At 54.1% G+C, this 18,860-nt stretch carries 14 protein-coding genes; 3 read left to right on the forward strand and 11 right to left on the reverse strand.

Features of this window, described 5'->3' with window-relative positions; genetic code table 11:
* Positions 1–21: 21 nt before the first annotated feature.
* From QLH52_RS20490 to trxA, 3 genes are all read right to left on the reverse strand, one after another.
* Positions 22–1,692, reverse strand: coding sequence for an ABC transporter ATP-binding protein/permease (locus QLH52_RS20490; protein WP_319962779.1), 1,671 nt, complete (start codon positions 1,690–1,692; stop codon positions 22–24).
* 231 nt (positions 1,693–1,923) lie between these two features.
* Positions 1,924–3,180, reverse strand: a complete 1,257-nt coding sequence (gene rho / locus QLH52_RS20495) for a transcription termination factor Rho (protein ID WP_033157583.1) — start codon at positions 3,178–3,180, stop codon at positions 1,924–1,926.
* Between the two features lie 174 nt (positions 3,181–3,354).
* Entirely contained in the window at positions 3,355–3,681 is a 327-nt protein-coding gene (gene trxA / locus QLH52_RS20500; protein WP_033157672.1) for a thioredoxin TrxA, read from the reverse strand.
* Between the two features lie 101 nt (positions 3,682–3,782).
* Between trxA and rhlB the strand changes: the two genes are divergently transcribed.
* Entirely contained in the window at positions 3,783–5,123 is a 1,341-nt protein-coding gene (gene rhlB, locus QLH52_RS20505; RefSeq protein WP_033157584.1) for an ATP-dependent RNA helicase RhlB, read from the forward strand.
* Here the strand turns inward: rhlB and yrfG are convergent.
* Positions 5,062–5,718, reverse strand: coding sequence for a GMP/IMP nucleotidase (yrfG, locus tag QLH52_RS20510; RefSeq protein ID WP_319962780.1), 657 nt, complete (start codon positions 5,716–5,718; stop codon positions 5,062–5,064). The genes rhlB and yrfG overlap by 62 nt on opposite strands.
* Positions 5,719–5,895: 177 nt before the next feature.
* Between yrfG and QLH52_RS20515 the strand changes: the two genes are divergently transcribed.
* Positions 5,896–7,407, forward strand: a complete 1,512-nt coding sequence (locus QLH52_RS20515; protein WP_319962781.1) for a methyl-accepting chemotaxis protein — start codon at positions 5,896–5,898, stop codon at positions 7,405–7,407.
* Positions 7,408–7,490: 83 nt separating this feature from the next.
* On the forward strand, positions 7,491–8,042 hold the full coding sequence (gene nudE / locus QLH52_RS20520; RefSeq protein WP_033157587.1) for an ADP compounds hydrolase NudE: 552 nt from the start codon (positions 7,491–7,493) through the stop codon (positions 8,040–8,042).
* 55 nt (positions 8,043–8,097) lie between these two features.
* Here the strand turns inward: nudE and QLH52_RS20525 are convergent, their stop codons facing one another.
* The 7 genes from QLH52_RS20525 to QLH52_RS20555 form a co-directional block, all read right to left on the reverse strand.
* Positions 8,098–9,786 carry a BatD family protein gene (locus QLH52_RS20525; protein WP_319962782.1) on the reverse strand — a complete coding sequence of 563 codons (1,689 nt, stop codon included), beginning with the start codon at positions 9,784–9,786 and terminating at the stop codon, positions 8,098–8,100.
* Positions 9,787–9,798: 12 nt separating this feature from the next.
* Positions 9,799–12,924, reverse strand: a complete 3,126-nt coding sequence (locus QLH52_RS20530) for an efflux RND transporter permease subunit (RefSeq protein WP_319962783.1) — start codon at positions 12,922–12,924, stop codon at positions 9,799–9,801.
* Positions 12,925–12,927: 3 nt separating this feature from the next.
* Complete coding sequence (locus QLH52_RS20535) at positions 12,928–14,064, reverse strand: efflux RND transporter periplasmic adaptor subunit (RefSeq protein WP_240348139.1); 1,137 nt, start codon at positions 14,062–14,064, stop codon at positions 12,928–12,930.
* A 191-nt stretch (positions 14,065–14,255) separates the two neighbouring features.
* Complete coding sequence (locus QLH52_RS20540) at positions 14,256–15,554, reverse strand: hemolysin family protein (RefSeq protein WP_319962784.1); 1,299 nt, start codon at positions 15,552–15,554, stop codon at positions 14,256–14,258.
* 71 nt (positions 15,555–15,625) lie between these two features.
* Positions 15,626–17,410 carry a vWA domain-containing protein gene (locus QLH52_RS20545; protein ID WP_319962785.1) on the reverse strand — a complete coding sequence of 595 codons (1,785 nt, stop codon included), beginning with the start codon at positions 17,408–17,410 and terminating at the stop codon, positions 15,626–15,628.
* Entirely contained in the window at positions 17,407–18,393 is a 987-nt protein-coding gene (locus QLH52_RS20550; RefSeq protein ID WP_319962786.1) for a vWA domain-containing protein, read from the reverse strand. Before QLH52_RS20550 ends, QLH52_RS20545 begins: the two co-directional genes overlap by 4 nt.
* On the reverse strand, positions 18,390–18,857 hold the full coding sequence (locus QLH52_RS20555; RefSeq protein WP_319962787.1) for a DUF4381 domain-containing protein: 468 nt from the start codon (positions 18,855–18,857) through the stop codon (positions 18,390–18,392). Before QLH52_RS20555 ends, QLH52_RS20550 begins: the two co-directional genes overlap by 4 nt.
* Positions 18,858–18,860 lie beyond the last annotated feature (3 nt).

The following is an 18,860-nucleotide window of genomic DNA, read 5'->3' on the forward strand; positions in this document are numbered from 1 at the left end:
CGCCTTAGAGCACGCTTCCCGTTAGCAGAGCGTAATCCGCCGCTTGTACAAGGCCTGTATATTGGGCACCTTGGTGATGGTCAGGACAGCGGAATCCGTGAGCCTTTTATGGATTAAATTGACCATGTCCACTTCGCTTTCAGGGTCGAGCGAATCAAAGGCTTCCTGCATCAATATCCATTTGGGTTTGTGCAACAACAGCCGCACCAAGCCCAAGCGTTGTTGTTGTTCGCGCTCAAGATTCTTTTCCCAATCCGCAACCTGGTCGAGCTGTTCCTCCAACTCTTTCACTCCGGCCAGTTGAAGGGCATTTTCAAGTATCTGCTGATCGAAAGTGGAGGGGTTGGATGGGTAGCAAATTGATGCGCGCAAGGTGCCGGTAGGCAGATAAGGACGCGGCGGCATAAAAAACATGGTTTCATCATCCGGCAATTCAATTATGCCTTCGCCCCATGGCCACAGACCTGCTATGGCTTTGAACAGCTTGTTACCGGAAAAGGCGTTACCGGCAATCAACACCCGCTCTCCGGCCTTGATTTCTTCATTGAGAGTGGACACGCAGACGATTCTGTCCAACCGCGAAATGCATAAATCGCGAAACGCCAATACGGATTTGTCGCTTTTCACCAAGCGAATCCGATAGGGGTCGGGCTTGGCTATTTCGCGTTCCAATTGCTCCAGGGCCTTGCTCAATCCCAAAACTCGCTCGACAGAGGCCCGCCATTCCGCAACCTTACCCATATTGTCAACCGGCCAGGACAAAGCCGCGACCATTTGTTGGAAAGCCTGTGCGGATTGCATCAACGCTCCCAGGCTGATCGTACCCAGAATAAAGCGCGGCGCCGAAACCAAGATAGGAAATGCCATGGACAATATCGAATAACCGGAGCTGAACATGGTGATCCGCTGCCAGGCATGGGTTTGTTGATTCCAGGCATCGACAATGTTTCCGAATAAATGATGAAAATGCGGATTCTCATGGCGCTCACCGTGGATCAAGGCAATGGCTTGCGCATTCTCCCGGGCTTTGACCAGCGCGAAGCGGAAATTGGCTTCCACGGTCTGTCTATTGTCTGTAGCCATGGTGAGCGGCTTACCTATCCACCAACCCAGCGTGGATGCGCTAGCGGCGTAAATCAGCGCCAACCAGACCAAATGGCCTTGAACCGGGATTTCGACCAAACCTAGATTTAGCGTAACGGTCCCAGACAAGGTCCACAGGATCTCGGTAAAACTGGTCAACAACAGCACGCAGTAAAAGAAAGTGTGTAACAGATCGATGGCGTATTCAGTGGAAATGCGTACATCTTCGGCGATGCGTCCGTCAGGATTATCGTGCTGACCCGGTAAGTGGGTAACCAGATAATGCCGGCCGTCGCGCATCCATTGCCCGATCAATTTATCGGTTAACCAACCCCGCCAGCTCAGTTGCAAGCGACGTTTGACGACCAAATGGGTCGCCGTGATTGCCATATTCGCGATAAAAATCAAGACGATCAACCCAACTTGGGTAAACAGCCTCGACATAGAGCGCTGCTCCAAGGCATCGAATAAATCCGCGCTCCATTCGGTAATAATGACCGACACCGCAATTTGCGCCACTGTTAACGCGACCAAAAACGCCGATAAGGTCCGAATGGTTGTCTTATTTTCCGAGCACCAGAAGGGGCCGGCTAATCGGACGAATTGCATAAAAAATTTGCTGGTTGTTCGCAAGGCCATACTCCTCGTTTAAGGTCGTCGCGCAATATAACAAAATTAATCGCATCGACAACCATCAAATGTGCTGGCGCGCTGCTGGCTGCGCATCAGAATGAGTCTAGGCTTCTGTGTTTTATGACAAAAAAGAGAAAAACAGCGGTGGGGATGTTTGACGAGTTTGTGACGAGCGCTGTAGCGCTCGTCGGTACAGAGGTTTTGCGCTCAGCGCTTCATCGAATCGAAAAATGCGGCGTTGGTTTTAAAGTCCTTGAGTTTGCCCAGCAAAAACTCGGATGCCGCCAATTCGTCCATTGGCTGCAGGATTTTGCGCAAAATCCAGGTTTTTTGCAGTTCGTCCGGATCGACCAGATATTCTTCGCGGCGCGTGCCGGAGCGGTTGATGTTAATCGCTGGATAGATACGTTTTTCAGCGATTTTCCGCTCAAGGTGCAACTCCATGTTACCGGTGCCTTTGAATTCCTCAAAGATCACCTCGTCCATCCGCGAGCCGGTTTCCACCAGCGCGGTTGCGATGATGGTCAAGCTGCCGCCTTCTTCGATATTCCGCGCCGCACCGAAAAAACGTTTGGGTTTTTCCAGCGCATTGGCGTCGACACCACCGGACAACAATTTGCCGGAAGACGGCACTACCATGTTGTAAGCACGGGCCAGACGGGTAATCGAGTCTAACAGGATAACCACGTCGTGCTTGTGTTCAACCATGCGCCGGGCTTTCTCGATGACCATATCAGCCACTTGTACGTGGCGGGTAGCGGGTTCGTCGAAGGTACTGGACACTACTTCGCCGCGCACGCAACGCTCCATCTCAGTCACCTCTTCCGGGCGCTCGTCGATCAGTAGTACGATCAGATAACACTCGGGATTGTTCTCGGCAATCGCATGGGCGATGCTTTGCATAATCATGGTTTTACCGGCTTTCGGCGGCGAGACGATCAGGCCGCGCTGACCTTTACCGATAGGGGCAATCAAGTCGATGATACGGGCGGTTAAATCTTCACTGGTGCCGTTGCCTTGCTCCAAACGGAAACGTTTATTGGCAAACAGCGGTGTCAGGTTGGAAAAGGAGATTTTGTTTTTGGATTGTTCTGGCGATTCGAAGTTGATGCTTTCGACCTTCAACATCGCGAAGTAGCGTTCGCCTTCCTTCGGCGGGCGGATTTTGCCGCTAACGGTGTCACCGGTGCGTAAACCGAAACGTCTGATCTGGCTGGGCGATACATAAATGTCGTCGGGGCCCGCCAAATAGGAGCAACCCGGTGTTCTTAAAAAACCGAATCCGTCCGCCAATATCTCCAAAACCCCATCGCCAAAAATATCTTCCCCACTCTTCGCCTGTTTCTTCAAAATCGCAAAAATCAATTCCTGCTTTCGGGCTCTGTCGATGTTTTCGAGACCCAAGGATTCAGCGATTGCAATAATTTCAGTGGCTTGTTTAAGTTTTAACTCGGTAAGATTCATGTTGATTAAGGGAAATGAAAGAAATGCAAAACAGCAGAGTGCTGTTTACAGCGGCAGGTAGTTGTTGGATTTGTTAAGGACGTTCAGAATGCGAAGAAGCAAGCGGGGAAAATTCTAGCGCAATAACCGGACTTATCAAAAACATTTTTAATAAATCCGGTGATTCGGCTTGATTTATATGTTGCTATCGATAAACGCAGCCAATTGGGATTTGGTTAAGGCGCCAACTTTAGTCGCTTCCACTTCACCGCCTTTAAAAAGCATCAAGGTCGGGATGCCGCGCACACCGTAGTGCTGCGGGGTTTTGGGGTTTTCGTCGATATTCAGCTTGGCAACGGTGAGTTTGCCTTGATATTCGGATGCAATTTCATCCAAAACCGGGGCAATCATTTTGCATGGACCACACCATTCTGCCCAATAATCGACCAACACCGGCGCACCGGCTTTCAACACAGTTTCATTAAAATCAGCGTCTGATACATGAAGGACTAGGTCGCTCACGCCATTCTCCATTAGTTTACAAAGTCAAGACTATAGTTTCGCGGCGCTTTAATTGTCAATCGATTTCAACCGCGCGGCTTTTTAGTTTATTCTATCGGGCTATGAAGAAAACACATTTGACGGAAACACGTTTTAGCAATTTGGAGCTGTCCGACTCCATCATTAAAGGTCTGAAAGAAGCAGGATTCATCAACTGCACACCCATTCAGGATAAATCCTTGCCCTTGTCTTTACGCGGCAAGGACATTGCCGGCCAAGCCCAAACCGGCACCGGCAAAACTGCCACATTTTTGCTGGCGACCTTTCAGCACCTGATCAACGACGAAAGCGAAAAAATCAAGAACCCGCGCGCGCTGATTCTCGCTCCAACCCGCGAGCTGGCGATCCAGATTCACAAAGACGCGGTGGCTCTCAGCAAGTATCTGAATCTGAAATTTGCATTGATCTACGGCGGTACCGACTATCAAAAGCAGTTGGATAAAATCAAAGGCAATGTCGACATTATTATCGGCACACCGGGCCGCATTATCGATTTTTACCGGCAAGGCGCCTTCACTTTGGATAACATCCAGGTCACCGTGATGGACGAAGCCGACCGCATGTTCGATTTGGGCTTTATTAAAGACATCCGCTTCCTGCTGCGCCGCATGCCGCCGGCGGAAAAACGTTTGAACATGCTGTTTTCGGCCACACTGTCTTATAAAGTCACCGAACTGGCTTACGAGCACATGAACAATCCGGTGCTGATACGCATCGAATCCGAGGAAGTGACTTCCAAAGCCATCAATCAGGTGGCGTATTGCCCGGCCAACGAGCAAAAAATCCCGCTATTACTGGGTTTGCTGAAACATCACCAACCGCAGCGCAGCATCGTCTTCGTCAACACCAAACGCTGTGCCGAGCAACTGGACGATTACCTGGCTGCCAACGGCCATAAAGTGGCCATGCTCAGCGGCGACGTGCCCCAGGAAAAGCGTCAGCGCCTGCTTAACGATTTCCAGGAAAACCGGGTCACGCTGCTGATCGCGACCGACGTGGCGGCCCGCGGCCTGCACATTCCGGACGTCTCGCACGTGTTCAACTACGACTTGCCGCAAGACGTCGAGGATTACGTACATCGGATTGGCCGTACTGCCCGTTTCGGCGCCAGCGGCGAGGCGATCAGTTTTATTTGCGAGGAATACGCTTACTCAATGCCGGACATCGAGGATTACATCGGTGAGAAGGTGCCGGTGCAAAGCATCACGCCGGAATTGATGGTGGAAGAAGTGATCAAGCCCCAACGCCGCGAGCCGCGCGAACGGGTCATGCCGCGCGACAAACGCCCGCCGCGCTCGGAGCACAAGCCCAGAGAGCACCGGCCGCCCCGCCCCGCTCCCACTACAAACCAGGCATCAACGCCCGAAAATCCTCCACCGCCACAAACTCAGCAACCTGCTTAACCGGCCGTCGGCTATCCGGCTTGCTGATCGATAGCAGATGAGCAATGCCGAACGTCCGGGCGGACGTCAGCACCGCAACGCTATCGTCTACCAGCAGCGTTCTATCCTTTGTGAACAAATGCTGGTCTTGCAGGATCTGCCAAAAACCTTGCTGCTCCTTGGCAAAACCAAAATCGTGCGACGAGACGATTTCGTCGAAAAACCCATGCAGACAGGTTTTTTCCATTTTCAGATTCAAGCTATCGCGATGCGCATTCGTTACCAGCAATAGCCGCTTGCCGCTGGCTCGCACCGCATCCAAAAACTCGGTGACATGTGGATGCACCGCAATCAAACCGGCCAACTCCTGCTTCAATCCGGCGATATTCAAAGCCAATTCCTGGGTCCAATAATCCAGACAATACCATTCCAGCTTGCCCTCCATGGCCTTGAAACGCGGCGCCAACTGCTGTTTGGCGTCCTCAAGCGTCAGGCTGTGCAGTTCGGCAAAGCGCAAGGGCACAAATTCCTGCCAAAAATGATTATCGAAATTCAAATCCAGCAAAGTGCCGTCCATGTCCAGCAGTACGGTATCGATTTGTTTCCAGTCGAGCATTTTAGTTTATCCCTATCATTCAATAGCGCTTGTCATTCCCAAACACGGCCTAAATTAGTTTTTTATTCTAACCGGAAAATCCCTAAGTTCAGCTAGGCTTGATGTCTACTAGAAAAAGGATTAAAAGCTTTTATATCTGTTCTGTCACGGCATCAACCGTCGAAAGGAGTTAAATTCATGAGTACCATGAAAGTGAGAACCCGTTTAGGCTTGGGTTTTAGCGGAGTCTTGCTGCTGCTGGCCATGATTGCCGGCATCAGCATCAACAGCATGAATGACCTATTGTCCAACATCGACAACATGGTCAACGATAAATTTCCGAAAACAGTCTGGGCCAATGACGTCATCGGCAACATCAATGTGATTGCCCGCTCGATGCGCAATACCCTGATTATCAAAGACCGAGCCACCATCGATAAGGAACTGGCCCGTATTCAAGACGCACGGCGAGCTATCAAGGAAAACCTGGATAAACTCGACGAGAGTATTAGCAGCGCGGAAGGCAAAGCCGCACTCAAAAAAGTGTTGGATGCCCGGACACCTTACGTAAATGCCCAGGATCAGTTCATCAAATTGGCCGGCGATGGCAAGCAAGCGGAAGCGGCGGATTTTCTGCTGTCCCAAGTCAGGAAGTTGCAAACCGAGTATATAGATTCGGTGGACGCGCTAATTGATTTCCAAACCAAGCTAATGAAACAATCCGGATTAGAAGCCAAGGAAACGGTCAATCAAAGCGTGAATTTGATTACCACGCTGGCGCTAATTTCAGTGCTGATTGGTGGCGTTGCCGGCTATCTGATCACCAAAAGCTTAATGACGCAACTTGGCGGAGAACCCGGCTATGCCGCTGAAGCGGTCAATACCATGGCCGCCGGCGACCTTTCCGTGGCTATAGAGCTGCGGGAAGGCGACACCAACAGTTTGTTGTACGATTTAAAAGGCATGCGCGACCAGCTTAGTAACGTCGTCCAGCAAGTTCTGGGTAATGCCGACGTGTTAAGTTCGGCCTCCAAGGAAGTCAGCGCAACCGCGCAATCGATCAGCCAAGCCACCACCGAGCAGGCGGCCAGTGTCGAAGAAACCACCAGTTCCATCGAACAACTCAGCGCCTCGGTGCAACAAAATACCGAAAATGCTCATGTCACCGAACAGATGGCCGGCAAATCCGCCAGCGAGGCCAAGCAAGGCGGCGAAGCGGTAATCGAAACCGTCAATGCCATGAAACATATCGCCAAAAAAATCGGGCTGATCGAAGACATTGCCTACAAAACCAATTTATTGTCCTTAAACGCGGCAATCGAGGCCGCCTCGGCCGGCGAACACGGTAAAGGTTTTGCGGTGGTGGCGGCGGAAGTCCGTAAATTGGCGGAAAGCAGCCGCACGACGGCGGCAGAAATCAACGAGTTGGCGTCCAACAGCGTCTCGATTGCGGAAAAAGCCGGGGTGCTCATCGGCCATGTGCTGCCGGACATCGTGAAAACAGCGGACCTGGTCCAAGAGATCAATGCCGCGTCAGCAGAACAAGCCAGCGGTATCAAACAAATCAGCGAGGCCATGCGGCAGTTGGACAGAGTGACGCAACAAAACGCAGCCGCCTCGGAAGAAATGGCCGCAACCGCCGAGGAATTGAACGGCCAAGCCGAACAACTGCAAAGCGTGGTGGGTTTTTTTAAGTTAGCGAACAGTTGAAAGTGCTTTCACGCCGATCTTGGCATTGAAAGCAAACCCACGTCAGCAAACCAACCAACAACCAAGCTTTAGAAGCTGAGCCGATGCCCAACAGACCGAAAATCCTCAAACAAACCGTCATCGCCCAAACCCGGCAATTCTGCATCGAAGCGCTGGACCTGGAGTTTAGTAACGGCGAGCGCCGCCAATACGAGCGCCTGGCCCGCAGCGCCTCGCACGGCGCGGTACTGGTGGTGCCGATGCTGGATGCAGATACTGTGCTGCTGGTTCGGGAATACGCCGCCGGCATCCATCGTTACGAGCTGGGTTTACCGAAAGGCAAGCTGGATGCCGGCGAGGATATGCTGGACGCCGCCAACCGTGAGTTAAAAGAAGAAATCGGTTACGGCGCGGCCAAATTACACCATTTGCACCGGGTATCGCTGGCGCCGGCCTATCTGGAACACACGATAGATATTATTCTTGCTGAAGACCTGTATCCGGAAAAATTGGTCGGCGACGAACCTGAAGAACTGCAAGTGGTACCTTGGCCCTTGAATAGTATCGATACCTTGCTAGCCAGCGGCGAATGCAGTGAAGCCCGCTCGATTGCTGCCTTGTATATGGCGTTGGCGCATCTGAACGGGCGCGGCTAAGCTATAAATCATCGTCGCAGAGACGCAAGATTCTGCGCCTCTACGACTTCGAACTTCAAATCTTGAATAAGGGCTCCAAACCGTCGTCGTTTTTCCCTTTACTGTTGACCGCTGCGGGTTTAGCGGAAAACGCCTGCCAAAGATTCCGGCCTTGCCAATCTTGATTCCGCCCAGAATATAGCAAGCGATTCAACGCCAAAATCTCTTCACGAAGTGCCTCGGGACAATGCGCCGCAATTGCACCCAGACTCTCCGCGCCGAACTCGGCCTTCCCCCATTGCAGCAAGGCCTGTTTGGCGGCCTGCGGGTTATTTTCCCAACAAGCACGTTTCAGGGTCTTTTCCATAGCGGTTTCCGGCACCCGTTCAACAGGCTTGTTCGTTGATACTTTGCCGGAAGGGCGGCGATAAAACACAACAATAGTCAGCAGCCAGCCCAGCGCCAAGGTCGCCGATACCGCTTGCCAAAAGCGGGTGTCGCTGCTGTTGGTCACGGTAATCGGCGACGTGATCATTGGATTAGTTACCGGCTCTTGCGGCGTGCTTGATGTAGCGGGCGGTGCGGAATTTTGGGCATCCGTGCTGCCGGCTAAGGCCGTGAGCTTGACGCTAGGCAGGTGCGCGGTTTCCGTTTTCTGAGTTTTGGTGTTGAACCAAACGATGTCCAGCGCCGGCAAGGTATATTCGCCGGGTTTGGAAGGGATGAAGGCGATTTTTTCCTCGCGCAGCGCGGTTAAGCCGTCGCTTTCCTTATCTTCCTTCAGCAGCGGTTGGTCGGGATAGGTTTTGATGCCGTCGATAGCGGTTTTATCGAGCAGCTCCGGCAACTGGCCGACCGTGGTGCCTTTCGCGCTCAGCGTCAGCGTGCGGGTCAAGGGTTCGCCCACTTTGGTTTGCAAGCCGGCGTCGGACCAAGCTTCGCTGAGTGTTAATGACTCGGCGCTCAACCAGTTCGGGCCTTTAAAGCTGGCCGGCACCGCTTGCACGTTTAAAGTGATGGCTTTTGAAGCCACCCGCCGAGTTTCGGTATCCGGCCGATTGAAGAAGCCGTTGAAACGCGGTTGGCGTTGATTGCTCAGGTATTCGGCATTCAGAATCAGCGGCGCAATGGTAAATACCCCGCTCTGTTGCGGAAAAATGGCATATTTGCGCTCGGTCACCCAGTAATCCACGCCCTTGACTTGGGTGGCGTAGGTGCTGTCCTCGCCCAGCTTTTCGACCAGCGCATCCTTAATTTCCGGCTCGCTAAGGCTGGCCTGGGTAATCTGTACTTTGCGGAACAACTTCAGCGTGTACAGCACCTGCGACTGCACGTAAGGTTGCTCGGGCGTGGCGGTCACGTCCAGAAATATGTCGTCGTTGCCTTGCGGAGCGGCGGTATTTTCGTTGACGACCAGTTTTAACGGCTTGCTGCTATCGGCACCGAAGGCAATCGGCGGGATAAACAACTCGCCGGCTTGTTTGGCCATCGCCCGGACTATCCATTGTTCAGTCCGGCTACTTTTGCCGTTGACCCAAGAGGAGCTGGTGCTGCGCTGCTGACTGAGAATTTCAAAATTCTCCTGCAAGGGCGCAAACTCCGGATTGCCGTCCGGCTCTTCGCTGGCGGTAAAGGTAATTTGAAACGATTCGTTAATGCCAACCGGGTTGCGGTCAACCGCTACTTGAATCTCCGCCGCCTGTATCGCGGCGCTGAGCAGCATTAACAGGCCATACAGCAGCCACGAGTAACTATGTCTATGCATACAATGGATCATTTACTTCATTGAAAAAGGTTTATGAACATCAGGACGGTCATCAAACCAGCCGTATAACACCGGCAATACCACCAAGGTCAGCAGCGTCGAACTAATCAAGCCGCCGATCACCACGATAGCCAGGGGTTTTTGCACTTCCGAACCTGGGCCGATGGCGAATAAAAACGGCACCAGACCCAGCAAGGCCACCGTGGCGGTCATCATCACCGGCCGAAAACGTTGTTCGCAACCGCGGCGTATCGCATACTCCAGACTCAGGCCGCTTTCGCGCTGGGAGCGAATATACGAGACCAACACCACGCCGTTCAGCACCGCGATGCCCCATAAGGCGATGAATCCCACCGACGCCGGTACCGAAAGGTATTCGCCGCTGAGAAACAGCGTGATGATGCCGCCAATCGACGCAAACGGCAGCACTAGAATAATCAACGCGGCAAAGCGCAGCGATTTAAACAACATAAACAGCAAAAAGAAAATCGCCGCGATAGTGACCGGAATAATCATCTGCAAATGCCCCAAAGCCCGTTCCATATTCTGAAATTGGCCGCCCCATTGCAGATAATAGCCTTCCGGCAATTGCACTTTGTCCGCCACGGCTTTTTGCAGCTCGGCGACGAAGCCGCCCAAATCCCGGTCGCGCACGTTAATCCCCACGACAATCCGGCGCTTACCCATTTCCCGGCTGATCAAGGCCGGACCATCGTTTAAGGTGATATTGCTGACATCGCCCAGCGGCACGCGGGCACCGTTCGCAGACGTCAGCATCAACGCATCGATGGCACCGATATTGTTACGAAATCGCTCCGGCAAACGCACCGCCGCCGAAAAGCGCCGTTCGCCTTGATAAATCTCGGTAGCCACCTTGCCGGCTATCGCGGTTTCTATGACATCGTGAATGTCCGAGGCATTCAAACCGTGGCGCGCAATGGCCTGCCTATCGACGGTAATATTCAAATATTGCTGGCCGGTCAAACGCTCGACCCGAATATCGCGGGCACCGTTCACGTCGTTCGCCACCCCGGCAATGGCGTCTGCCAGGCGTTTCAGTTCAGCCAGATCGTCACCGAAGACTTTCACCGCCACGTCGGAACGCACGCCGGTGACCATTTCATCCACCCGGTCGGAAATCGGCTGGGCCATCACCACCTGCATGCCGGGCAAGTTTTCGGTGAGTTTCGTGCTCATCGCATCGGCAATGTCGTCCTGAGTCCAGCCTTTCGGCCATTCTTCCCGCGGTTTTAATGTAACGATAGGCGTGGACTCGTTTTGCGCTTGCGGATCGGCGGGACTTTCGCCGCGCCCCACACCGCTAACCACAGTTTTTACGCCGGGGATTGCCATCACCATTTTCATCGCCTGCATCTCCACATTGATGCTTTCCTCAAGCGAAATGTTCGGCATCCGGTTAATGCCCGGCACGATGGAGCCTTCCTTCATTTCCGGAATGAACGATGTGCCCAGCAAGGGCAGTAAGGCTAAAGTCGCGGCAAACACACCGACCGCACCGCCCACCACCTTCAGCCGATTGGCCATCGCCCAATCCAGCATCCGTAAATAAATCCGCTTGATGAAAGCGATCAGCCGGGTGTCATGTTCGCCGTCGTGACCTTCCAGTAAAAAGGCACAGAGTACCGGCGATAAGGTCAACGACACGATCAACGAAATCAGCAAGGCAATCGCAATGGTATAAGCCAGCGGCGCGAACATCTTGCCTTCCATGCCTTGCAGCGTCATCAGCGGCAAAAATACCAGCACGATGATGCCGACACCGAACAATACCGGCGTGGCCACTTCCTGTGCCGCGGTCTGCACCACGCGCACCCGGCTGGTAGCGCGGCCCTTGCGTTCGCCGAGCAAACGAAAAGCGTTTTCCACCACGACCACCGAACCGTCGACCATTAAACCAATGGCAATCGCCAAGCCGCCCAGCGACATCAAATTGGCGGACAGACCCAGCTGATTCATCGCGATAAACGTCACCAAGGGCGTGACGATCAAGGTGCTGACCACGATCAGACTGGAGCGGACATCGCCCAGAAACAGGAACAACACGATCACCACCAACACAATGCCTTCCAGCAGAACTTTGGTCACGGTATGCAAAGCCGCATCCACCAAATCGCTACGGTCGTAATAGGAAACAATTTTCAGGTCATGCGGCAGCATGCCTTTCGCGTTGATTTCCGCCACTCGCGCCTTAATACGACTGACCACTTCCTTGGCGTTGCCGCCGCGCAGCATCATGACAATGCCGCCCACGGATTCGGTGTAGCCGTCCTTGAGCACTGCACCCGCCCGGACTTCGTGGCCGATTTTGACTTCGGCGACATCATGCATATGCACCGGTACGGAGTCTTCTTCCTTCAAGACGATATTGCCGATGTCCTTGACGTCGTTGATCAAGCCGACGCCGCGAATCAGATATTGCTCGGCATAATGCGGCAGTACGCCGCCGCCGCTGTTGGCGTTATTTCTGGCCAGCGCCTCGAATACTTCAGTCAATGAAATCCGGTAATGATGCAAGCGGTTGGGGTCAACCAACACCTGGTATTGCTTGACATAGCCGCCCTGGGAGTTGATTTCCGCCACGCCGGGAATCCCGCGCAGCAACGGCCGTACCACCCAGTCCTGGGCTTCGCGGCGCTGTTGCAATTCCTCCTGGGTCAAGGCCCGCTGACCGTCGTCGTCGCGTTCCAAGGTGTATTGATACACCTCGCCCAAGCCGGTGGACACCGGCCCCAGCACCGGATTGATGCCTTGCGGCATCTGCTGCTTCACCTCTATCAGCCGCTCCATCACCAACTGCCGGGCAAAGTAAACCTCGGTCTTATCGGTAAAAATTAACGTGATCAAAGACAAGCCGTTCTTATTCATCGAACGCATTTCTTCCAGACCCGGCAGGCCGGCCATCGCTATTTCCAAGGGCACGGTGACCAGGCGTTCCACTTCGTCCGGCGATTTGCCGGTCGCTTCGGTGGCAATTTGAACCTGGATATTGGTGACATCCGGAAATGCATCCACCGACAACTGCTGCACGGCGCGCACGCCGAACAGCGTGACCGCCACTGCCAGCACCGCCACCAGAACACGTTGATGCAGAGCGGCTGCTATTAGGCTATTAATCATGCTCTACTCCAAAGTGCTGCGCAGGCGTTCGTTATTTAAATGAAACGCGCCGCCCACGACAATTTTTTCACCCGCTTTCAAACCTTCCAGTAAGGGCCGTTTCTGCGCTTCTTCGCGGCCCAAACGTACCGGGCGCAACTCAAAACGTGCGGCAGCGGTTTCCACAAACACAAAATCCTTATCATTTTCCCTGACCACGGCCTGGCTGGGCACGATCAAAGATTGCGAACCGGGCTTGCTGATTTTCAGTGTTGCCAGCATCTGCGGCTTAAACAGACGCTGCGGATTGGCCAGGGCCATGCGCACCGTCACCGTGCGGGTGTCCGAATCGACCATATCGGCGACGTAAATCAGTTTGCCGCTAACTTCCTGCCCCGGCAGTGCAGGCACTTCGGCGAACGCTTGATCGCCTTGCCGCGCCCAATGCGCTTGTTGCTCGGGAATTTCCGCCACCAGCCACAGCTGCGACAAGTCCGCAACGGTATACAAGGCGTCTGCCGGCTGCACCACCTGGCCGATGGCGACGTTTCGTTCGATGACGACGCCGTCTATGCTGGCGGTAACCGGCGAAAAGGAGTGAATGCTGCGCTGTTTGTCTATACGCTGCAAATCGGCATCCCTCATGCCCATGACCCGCAACTGGTCGGCGGCGGCGCGTAAATCCACATCCGCTTCAGTCAACACGCTCTGCCGCTCCTGAAACTCGGCTTCCGAGATCACGCCGCTTTCCAGCAGGCGCTCGGCGCGCTTGACGGTAATCCGCCGTAAATTGACTTGCGACGCGGCTTTTAAATAGTCGGACTGTGCTTTACCCAGTTCGGTACTGTTCAGTAGCGCCAGACGTTCGCCCTTTTTTACGGCTTGACCGAGCATGGCATCGATTTCGGTAATCCGCCCGGTAACCGAGGCGCCGATGCGCGCGACTCTGTGTTGATCCAATTCCACCCTGGCCGAAAGATTCAGCGACTCGGCGACTTCGCCGGGTTTAACCTCGGCGATGCTCAGCAGCTTTAGCAAGGCGGGCGAGGCTTCCAGTAACGGTTTATGATCCGCGCCAAGGGCGGGCAGGGCAAAACTCAGCAAAAACAGCGCTGCCATAAGCGGCGAAGAGCGGAATGGCGTATGGAGCTTGGCTTTCATGGTATTTCCTTTAAGCAAAAAATCTTTTCAAACAACTAACAAATCACGGGCTATTTCTACGTTGCCAGGTGATTTTCTAGGTCGTCAGGTAATCTAACGATGTAAAGCGAATGCCGATGCAAGCAATGTTGGCGTATAACTCAGGTGTCGCCTATTGCGCTTTAGGCCGACAAACCCAATTTGGCAAAGCGTTAAATTGCGGCCTCGGGCGGCTTGGCGCTGACCAACACCTTGTCAATACGAGTACCGTCGATGTCGACGATCTCGAAACGCCACTGCCGATATTCGAAGTTGTCCGTTACTTGGGGAATTTTTTCCAGGTAAAACAAAATAAAGCCGCCGACGGTGTGATAGGCGTTGTCGGCTTCGCCGGGCAAATTGCCGTCTATACCGATCACCCTCTTCAAACGCTGAATCGATAAGCCGCCATCCACCAACCATGAGCCGTCGCTACGTTGCACCACATCGACGTCCAGATTGGTGCGGCTGGGCAGATGGCCGACGATGGCTTTTAGGACATCACTCAGCGTGACCAAGCCTTCAATATCGCCATATTCGTCGACGACCAGCGCCAGATCGGCTCGCTTTTCCTGGAAAAACTCCAGTAATTGCCTTAGCGTCATGGCTTCCGGCACGTATAGCGGCGTATGCAGGATCGGCGCTATATCCAAGGTCTCGCCGGCCATCGCCAGTTTCAGCAGATCGCTTCTTTGCAAGATTCCGACCACATTTTCCAGACCGTCCCGGCAAATTACTGCCCGGGCGTAAGGACAGTCGGCGATTTCGGCGCGCACTGTCGCTTCCGGATCGCTTAAATCAATAGCGTATATTTGTTGCCGGGGCGTCATGGCCGCACCCAGCATTTGTTCATCCAGTTGCAAGACGTTACCGACCAAATGGCTTTCGCTGGCATGAAATACCCCGGACTCCGCACCGATTTCCATCAGCAGTTTGATTTCTTCGTTGGTGACACTGGTCTGCGGCGGCCGATGCGCGCCAAATAGCCGCAGTATCAGCGTACTGGATGAAGACAGCAGCCAGACGATAGGGCTGGCAACCAGTGACAGGGTGTGCATGGGCCGGGCGATAAACACCGCAATCCGCTCCGGATGTAGCAAGGCCAGTCGCTTAGGCACCAGTTCACCTATGACTACCGAACAATAAGTAATCAGAAATACCGTGGCGATTAATGCAATGCTCTGGGCATAGGGCGCCAGCAGGGGAATGTTCAGCAGTTGCCGATACAGCGGCTCGGTCAAGGCATCCTCGCCCAGCGCGCCGCTGAGAATGCCGACCGAGGTAATGCCAACCTGCACGGTAGACAAAAACCGCGACGGATCCTGGTGCAATTTCAGCGCGGTGCGCGCCCCCCCGCGTTTTTCGCCGGCCAATTTCTGCAAGCGCGCCAGTCCGGAAGAGACCAGCGACATTTCCGACATTGCAAACACACCGTTGATCAGGATTAAAATCAGTATCAGGCCAATATCCATCGTTTCATCGCGTCCAAAATTAAAATGTGTCGGTCTTAGGCTAATTCATTCCGGATTCCCGATCCGTCAATTTACCAGGCCGGACCGGTCGGGTTAGCTCGATTGCGCTGACCGTATTGATATTTGAATTTACGCTTTAGTAAGCCCGTCGGCTCGTCGGGTATGCGCTTCAACAATTGCTCGTTGGCGCGCTCGGTTTCGTTTTTTTCCGTGGCTTGCGCGGCTTGTTCATGGTCTGTCGGCTCTTGCTTGGGCGGCTGCGGCTCAGCTTGCTGTTTGGCCTCGGCTTCGGATTGTTGGTCTTCTTTCGCCTTATTTTGTTCCGCGTCCTGCTTGGCGTCGGCTTTTTGCTGGTCTTGCGGTTTTTGCTCCTGCTGCGCATCTTTGTCGGCTTGATCGGACTTGCCATCCTGTTGTTGCTGTTCTTGCTGTTGCTCGGACGAATCCTGTTTGTCCTGCTTTTGCTGGTCTTGCTGTTGATTCTCCTGCTGCTGTTCCTGTTCTTTCAGCTTCTTCTCGACCAGCTCCTTATTGTATTTCGCATCCTGATGCTTAGGATCAAGTTGCAGCGCCTGCTGATAGGCTTGCACGGCTTCTTGCAACTGGCCGGCCTGAGCCAAGGCATTGCCGCGGTTGTAATGGCCTTCCGCGCTTTGGGTGTTTTTCAAGGTCTCGGCGGCTTCTTGGAATTTACCGGCCTTGTATTGGGCGGCGGCGCGCCAATCCGGATTGTCGAACTGCTCGGCGGCTTGTTGATATTGCTGTTGCTCGAAAGCCTGCTTGGCGCGTTGATCCGGCGTTTGCCACAAGCTCTGCCAGTCCAGCGCGTAGCTGTTTTTCGGCAACGGCAACAGGCACAGCAAGGCCAATAACAAACCTTTTCTAAATTGCAAAGCCGCCCACGGTAACACAAGCAATAACAGCCAGGGCCCCTTTTCATCCCATTGTTGCAGCAACAGATTGCTATCCAAGTTTTCTTTACCGGTTTCGGCGCTATTGAATAAACGCCCCAAATTCTCGACATCCGCATCGTTTGCCGTCACCGGCTGGTAAATGCCGCGACCGTGTTGCGCCAACGTGCTCAGGGCCGCTTCGTCCAACTTGGCGACCACGATGGCACCATTGCTATCTTTTAAAAATCCTGCGCCTTGTAGCTGGATAGGCGCACCTTCCGGCGTGCCCATCGCCAGTACCGAGAGCCGGTAATCGCCCAACCAGTGTTCGGCCTGCTCGGCGACATCGCTATCAACGCCGTCGGTGACCAGCAGGATATGCCCCTTGACCAAGCCGGCCTGGCGCAGCAATGCCACCGCCGCATTCAATGCCGCACTGGTGTTGCTGCCCGGACTGGGCATGATGTCGGTGGTCAGGGCGCTTAGCTGGCTATCAATGGTCGCGGTATCGTTGGTCAATGGTGTGACGGTAAACGCATCGCCGCCGTAGACCAGTAATGCAGTTTGGCCGTCTTTGCGCTGTTTTAATAAATCGGCAATTTTGTAACGGGCCTTGGCGATACGGCTGGGTTTGATGTCGGCGGCATCCATGGACTTGGACAAATCCAGCGCAATCACCAGCGCGGCATCGTTTCTAAAGGCCGGGCCGGGCAAGCGCTGCCAAGTGGGGCCGGCCAGGGCGATTATGGTTAGCAACGCGGCAAAGCCGGCACCGAACAAAGGGCCACGCGATGCTTGCAACGGTTTGTCTTGCAAAATAAAGGGCAGCAACTCGGCATCGCACACCTCGCTCCAGTTGCCGCGTCCTTGTCGATGCCGCACCAGCAAAATCAAAAACAGCGCGGCCGGCAATAATGCCAGCAACCACCAGGGCCGCAGGAAATGAAAATCGGCAAAATTCATGACCACCTCAAGCGGGCCAAGGTTAAGCATCCCGTCAATAGCAAAGCCAGACCCAGCGGCCAATAAAACAACTCGCTGCGCGGCCGAAAATATTGTTTGTCTTTTTCAACCGGCTCCAGCTGATCCAGCATCCGGTAGATTTTTTCCAGTTCTTCGGTATTACGCGCCCGGAAATAATGGCCGCCGGTCGTATCGGCAATCGCAGTCAGGGTTTTTTCGTCCAGATCGGCGGACGGATTGACGCGGCGGGTGCCGAACAGGCTGCGCACCAACACTTCGTCGGCACCTATGCCTATTGTGTAAATTTTTAGGTGATGCTCCGCCGCCAGTTCGGCGGCTTTTAGCGGCGTTAATTCGCCGGCGGTATTGGCGCCGTCGGTCAATAAAATCAACACGCGGCTGGCATCTTGCTGTTGTTGCAGGCGCTTGATCGCCAAGCCGATGGCGTCGCCGATGGAGGTTTTCGGATCATCCTCGGTGATGCCGATAAACGCCTCGTGCAACAAGGTTTGCACGGTCTTGCGATCAAAGGTTAACGGCACGTGCAAGTAAGCTTGCGTGCCGAACAGGATTAAGCCCAGGCGGTCGCCGACCCGGCGCTGAATAAACTCGCCGGCCACTTGTTTAATCGCGGTTAAGCGGTCCACGCGCTGTTTGCCGATGATGAAATCTTCCTCCTGCATACTGCCGGACACATCCACCGCCAGCATCAAATCACGGCCGCTGACCGCTTGCTCGATGGGTTCGCCCAGCCATTGCGGACGCGCGGTGGCCAACAGTAAACAGGCCCAGGCAAAAGCTGCCAGCCATAAAGGCCAACGCCGTTCGCTGCTGACCACCCGCGTTTCGCTGGGGCCAAGATCGTCCAGAAACGGTACTTTCAATGCTGCCTGCTGGGCCACGGCACGCGCCGGCAACAGCCAACGCAATAGCAGCGGTAGTGGCAATAGAGATAGCAACCAGGGCCAGTACAATTCGATCATCGTTTTTTCGCCTGTTGTTTCAACCAGCGTTCGCACAATTCAAACAAGGCCTCCAGTTCGGTATCGGCGGGCGGCGTTTGCCGGTAATGGCCGTCGGCCAGGCAACGGCCGGGGCCTTGGCTAAACGGTGCATCCGGCAATGACTGATCCAAATAGCTAAGCCAGGCCTCGCCGCGTAAGCTGGCCGCATCGCTGCGCGGCGCAGTACTGATGGCTACGCGCCGCAACAGAGCCGATAAAGCCACCAAGGTCTGTCTGGCGTCGGCACCGCCGTCCCGGCGAAGCGCTAATAACAATTTGCCGGCGGTTTTCACCGCTGTCTGCCGGCGGATGCGTTTGCAAAAATACCGGCACAAAAAAATCAACAACGGCAGCAATACCGCTAACAACCACCAGCCCGGCGCCGGCGGCCAAAAAGCCACGGAATCGGGCAAATGAATATCTTTTAAGGGCAATGGTTCCATATT

The organism is Methylomonas defluvii (assembly GCF_033949435.1).
Taxonomy (GTDB): Bacteria; Pseudomonadota; Gammaproteobacteria; order Methylococcales; family Methylomonadaceae; genus Methylomonas; species Methylomonas defluvii.

Bases quoted from the DNA above. Each gene is read 5' to 3' on its own strand.
- yrfG (WP_319962780.1), bottom strand. From the start codon at position 5,718: ATGCTCGACTGGAAACAAATCGATACCGTACTGCTGGACATGGACGGC.
- QLH52_RS20550 (WP_319962786.1), bottom strand. From the start codon at position 18,393: ATGATCGAATTGTACTGGCCCTGGTTGCTATCTCTATTGCCACTACCG.
- QLH52_RS20545 (WP_319962785.1), bottom strand. From the start codon at position 17,410: ATGAATTTTGCCGATTTTCATTTCCTGCGGCCCTGGTGGTTGCTGGCA.
- QLH52_RS20540 (WP_319962784.1), bottom strand. From the start codon at position 15,554: ATGGATATTGGCCTGATACTGATTTTAATCCTGATCAACGGTGTGTTT.
- QLH52_RS20490 (WP_319962779.1), bottom strand. From the start codon at position 1,692: ATGCAATTCGTCCGATTAGCCGGCCCCTTCTGGTGCTCGGAAAATAAG.
- QLH52_RS20530 (WP_319962783.1), bottom strand. From the start codon at position 12,924: ATGATTAATAGCCTAATAGCAGCCGCTCTGCATCAACGTGTTCTGGTG.
- QLH52_RS20525 (WP_319962782.1), bottom strand. From the start codon at position 9,786: ATGCATAGACATAGTTACTCGTGGCTGCTGTATGGCCTGTTAATGCTG.
- rho (WP_033157583.1), bottom strand. From the start codon at position 3,180: ATGAATCTTACCGAGTTAAAACTTAAACAAGCCACTGAAATTATTGCA.
- QLH52_RS20535 (WP_240348139.1), bottom strand. From the start codon at position 14,064: ATGAAAGCCAAGCTCCATACGCCATTCCGCTCTTCGCCGCTTATGGCA.
- QLH52_RS20515 (WP_319962781.1), top strand. From the start codon at position 5,896: ATGAGTACCATGAAAGTGAGAACCCGTTTAGGCTTGGGTTTTAGCGGA.
- rhlB (WP_033157584.1), top strand. From the start codon at position 3,783: ATGAAGAAAACACATTTGACGGAAACACGTTTTAGCAATTTGGAGCTG.
- QLH52_RS20555 (WP_319962787.1), bottom strand. From the start codon at position 18,857: ATGGAACCATTGCCCTTAAAAGATATTCATTTGCCCGATTCCGTGGCT.
- nudE (WP_033157587.1), top strand. From the start codon at position 7,491: ATGCCCAACAGACCGAAAATCCTCAAACAAACCGTCATCGCCCAAACC.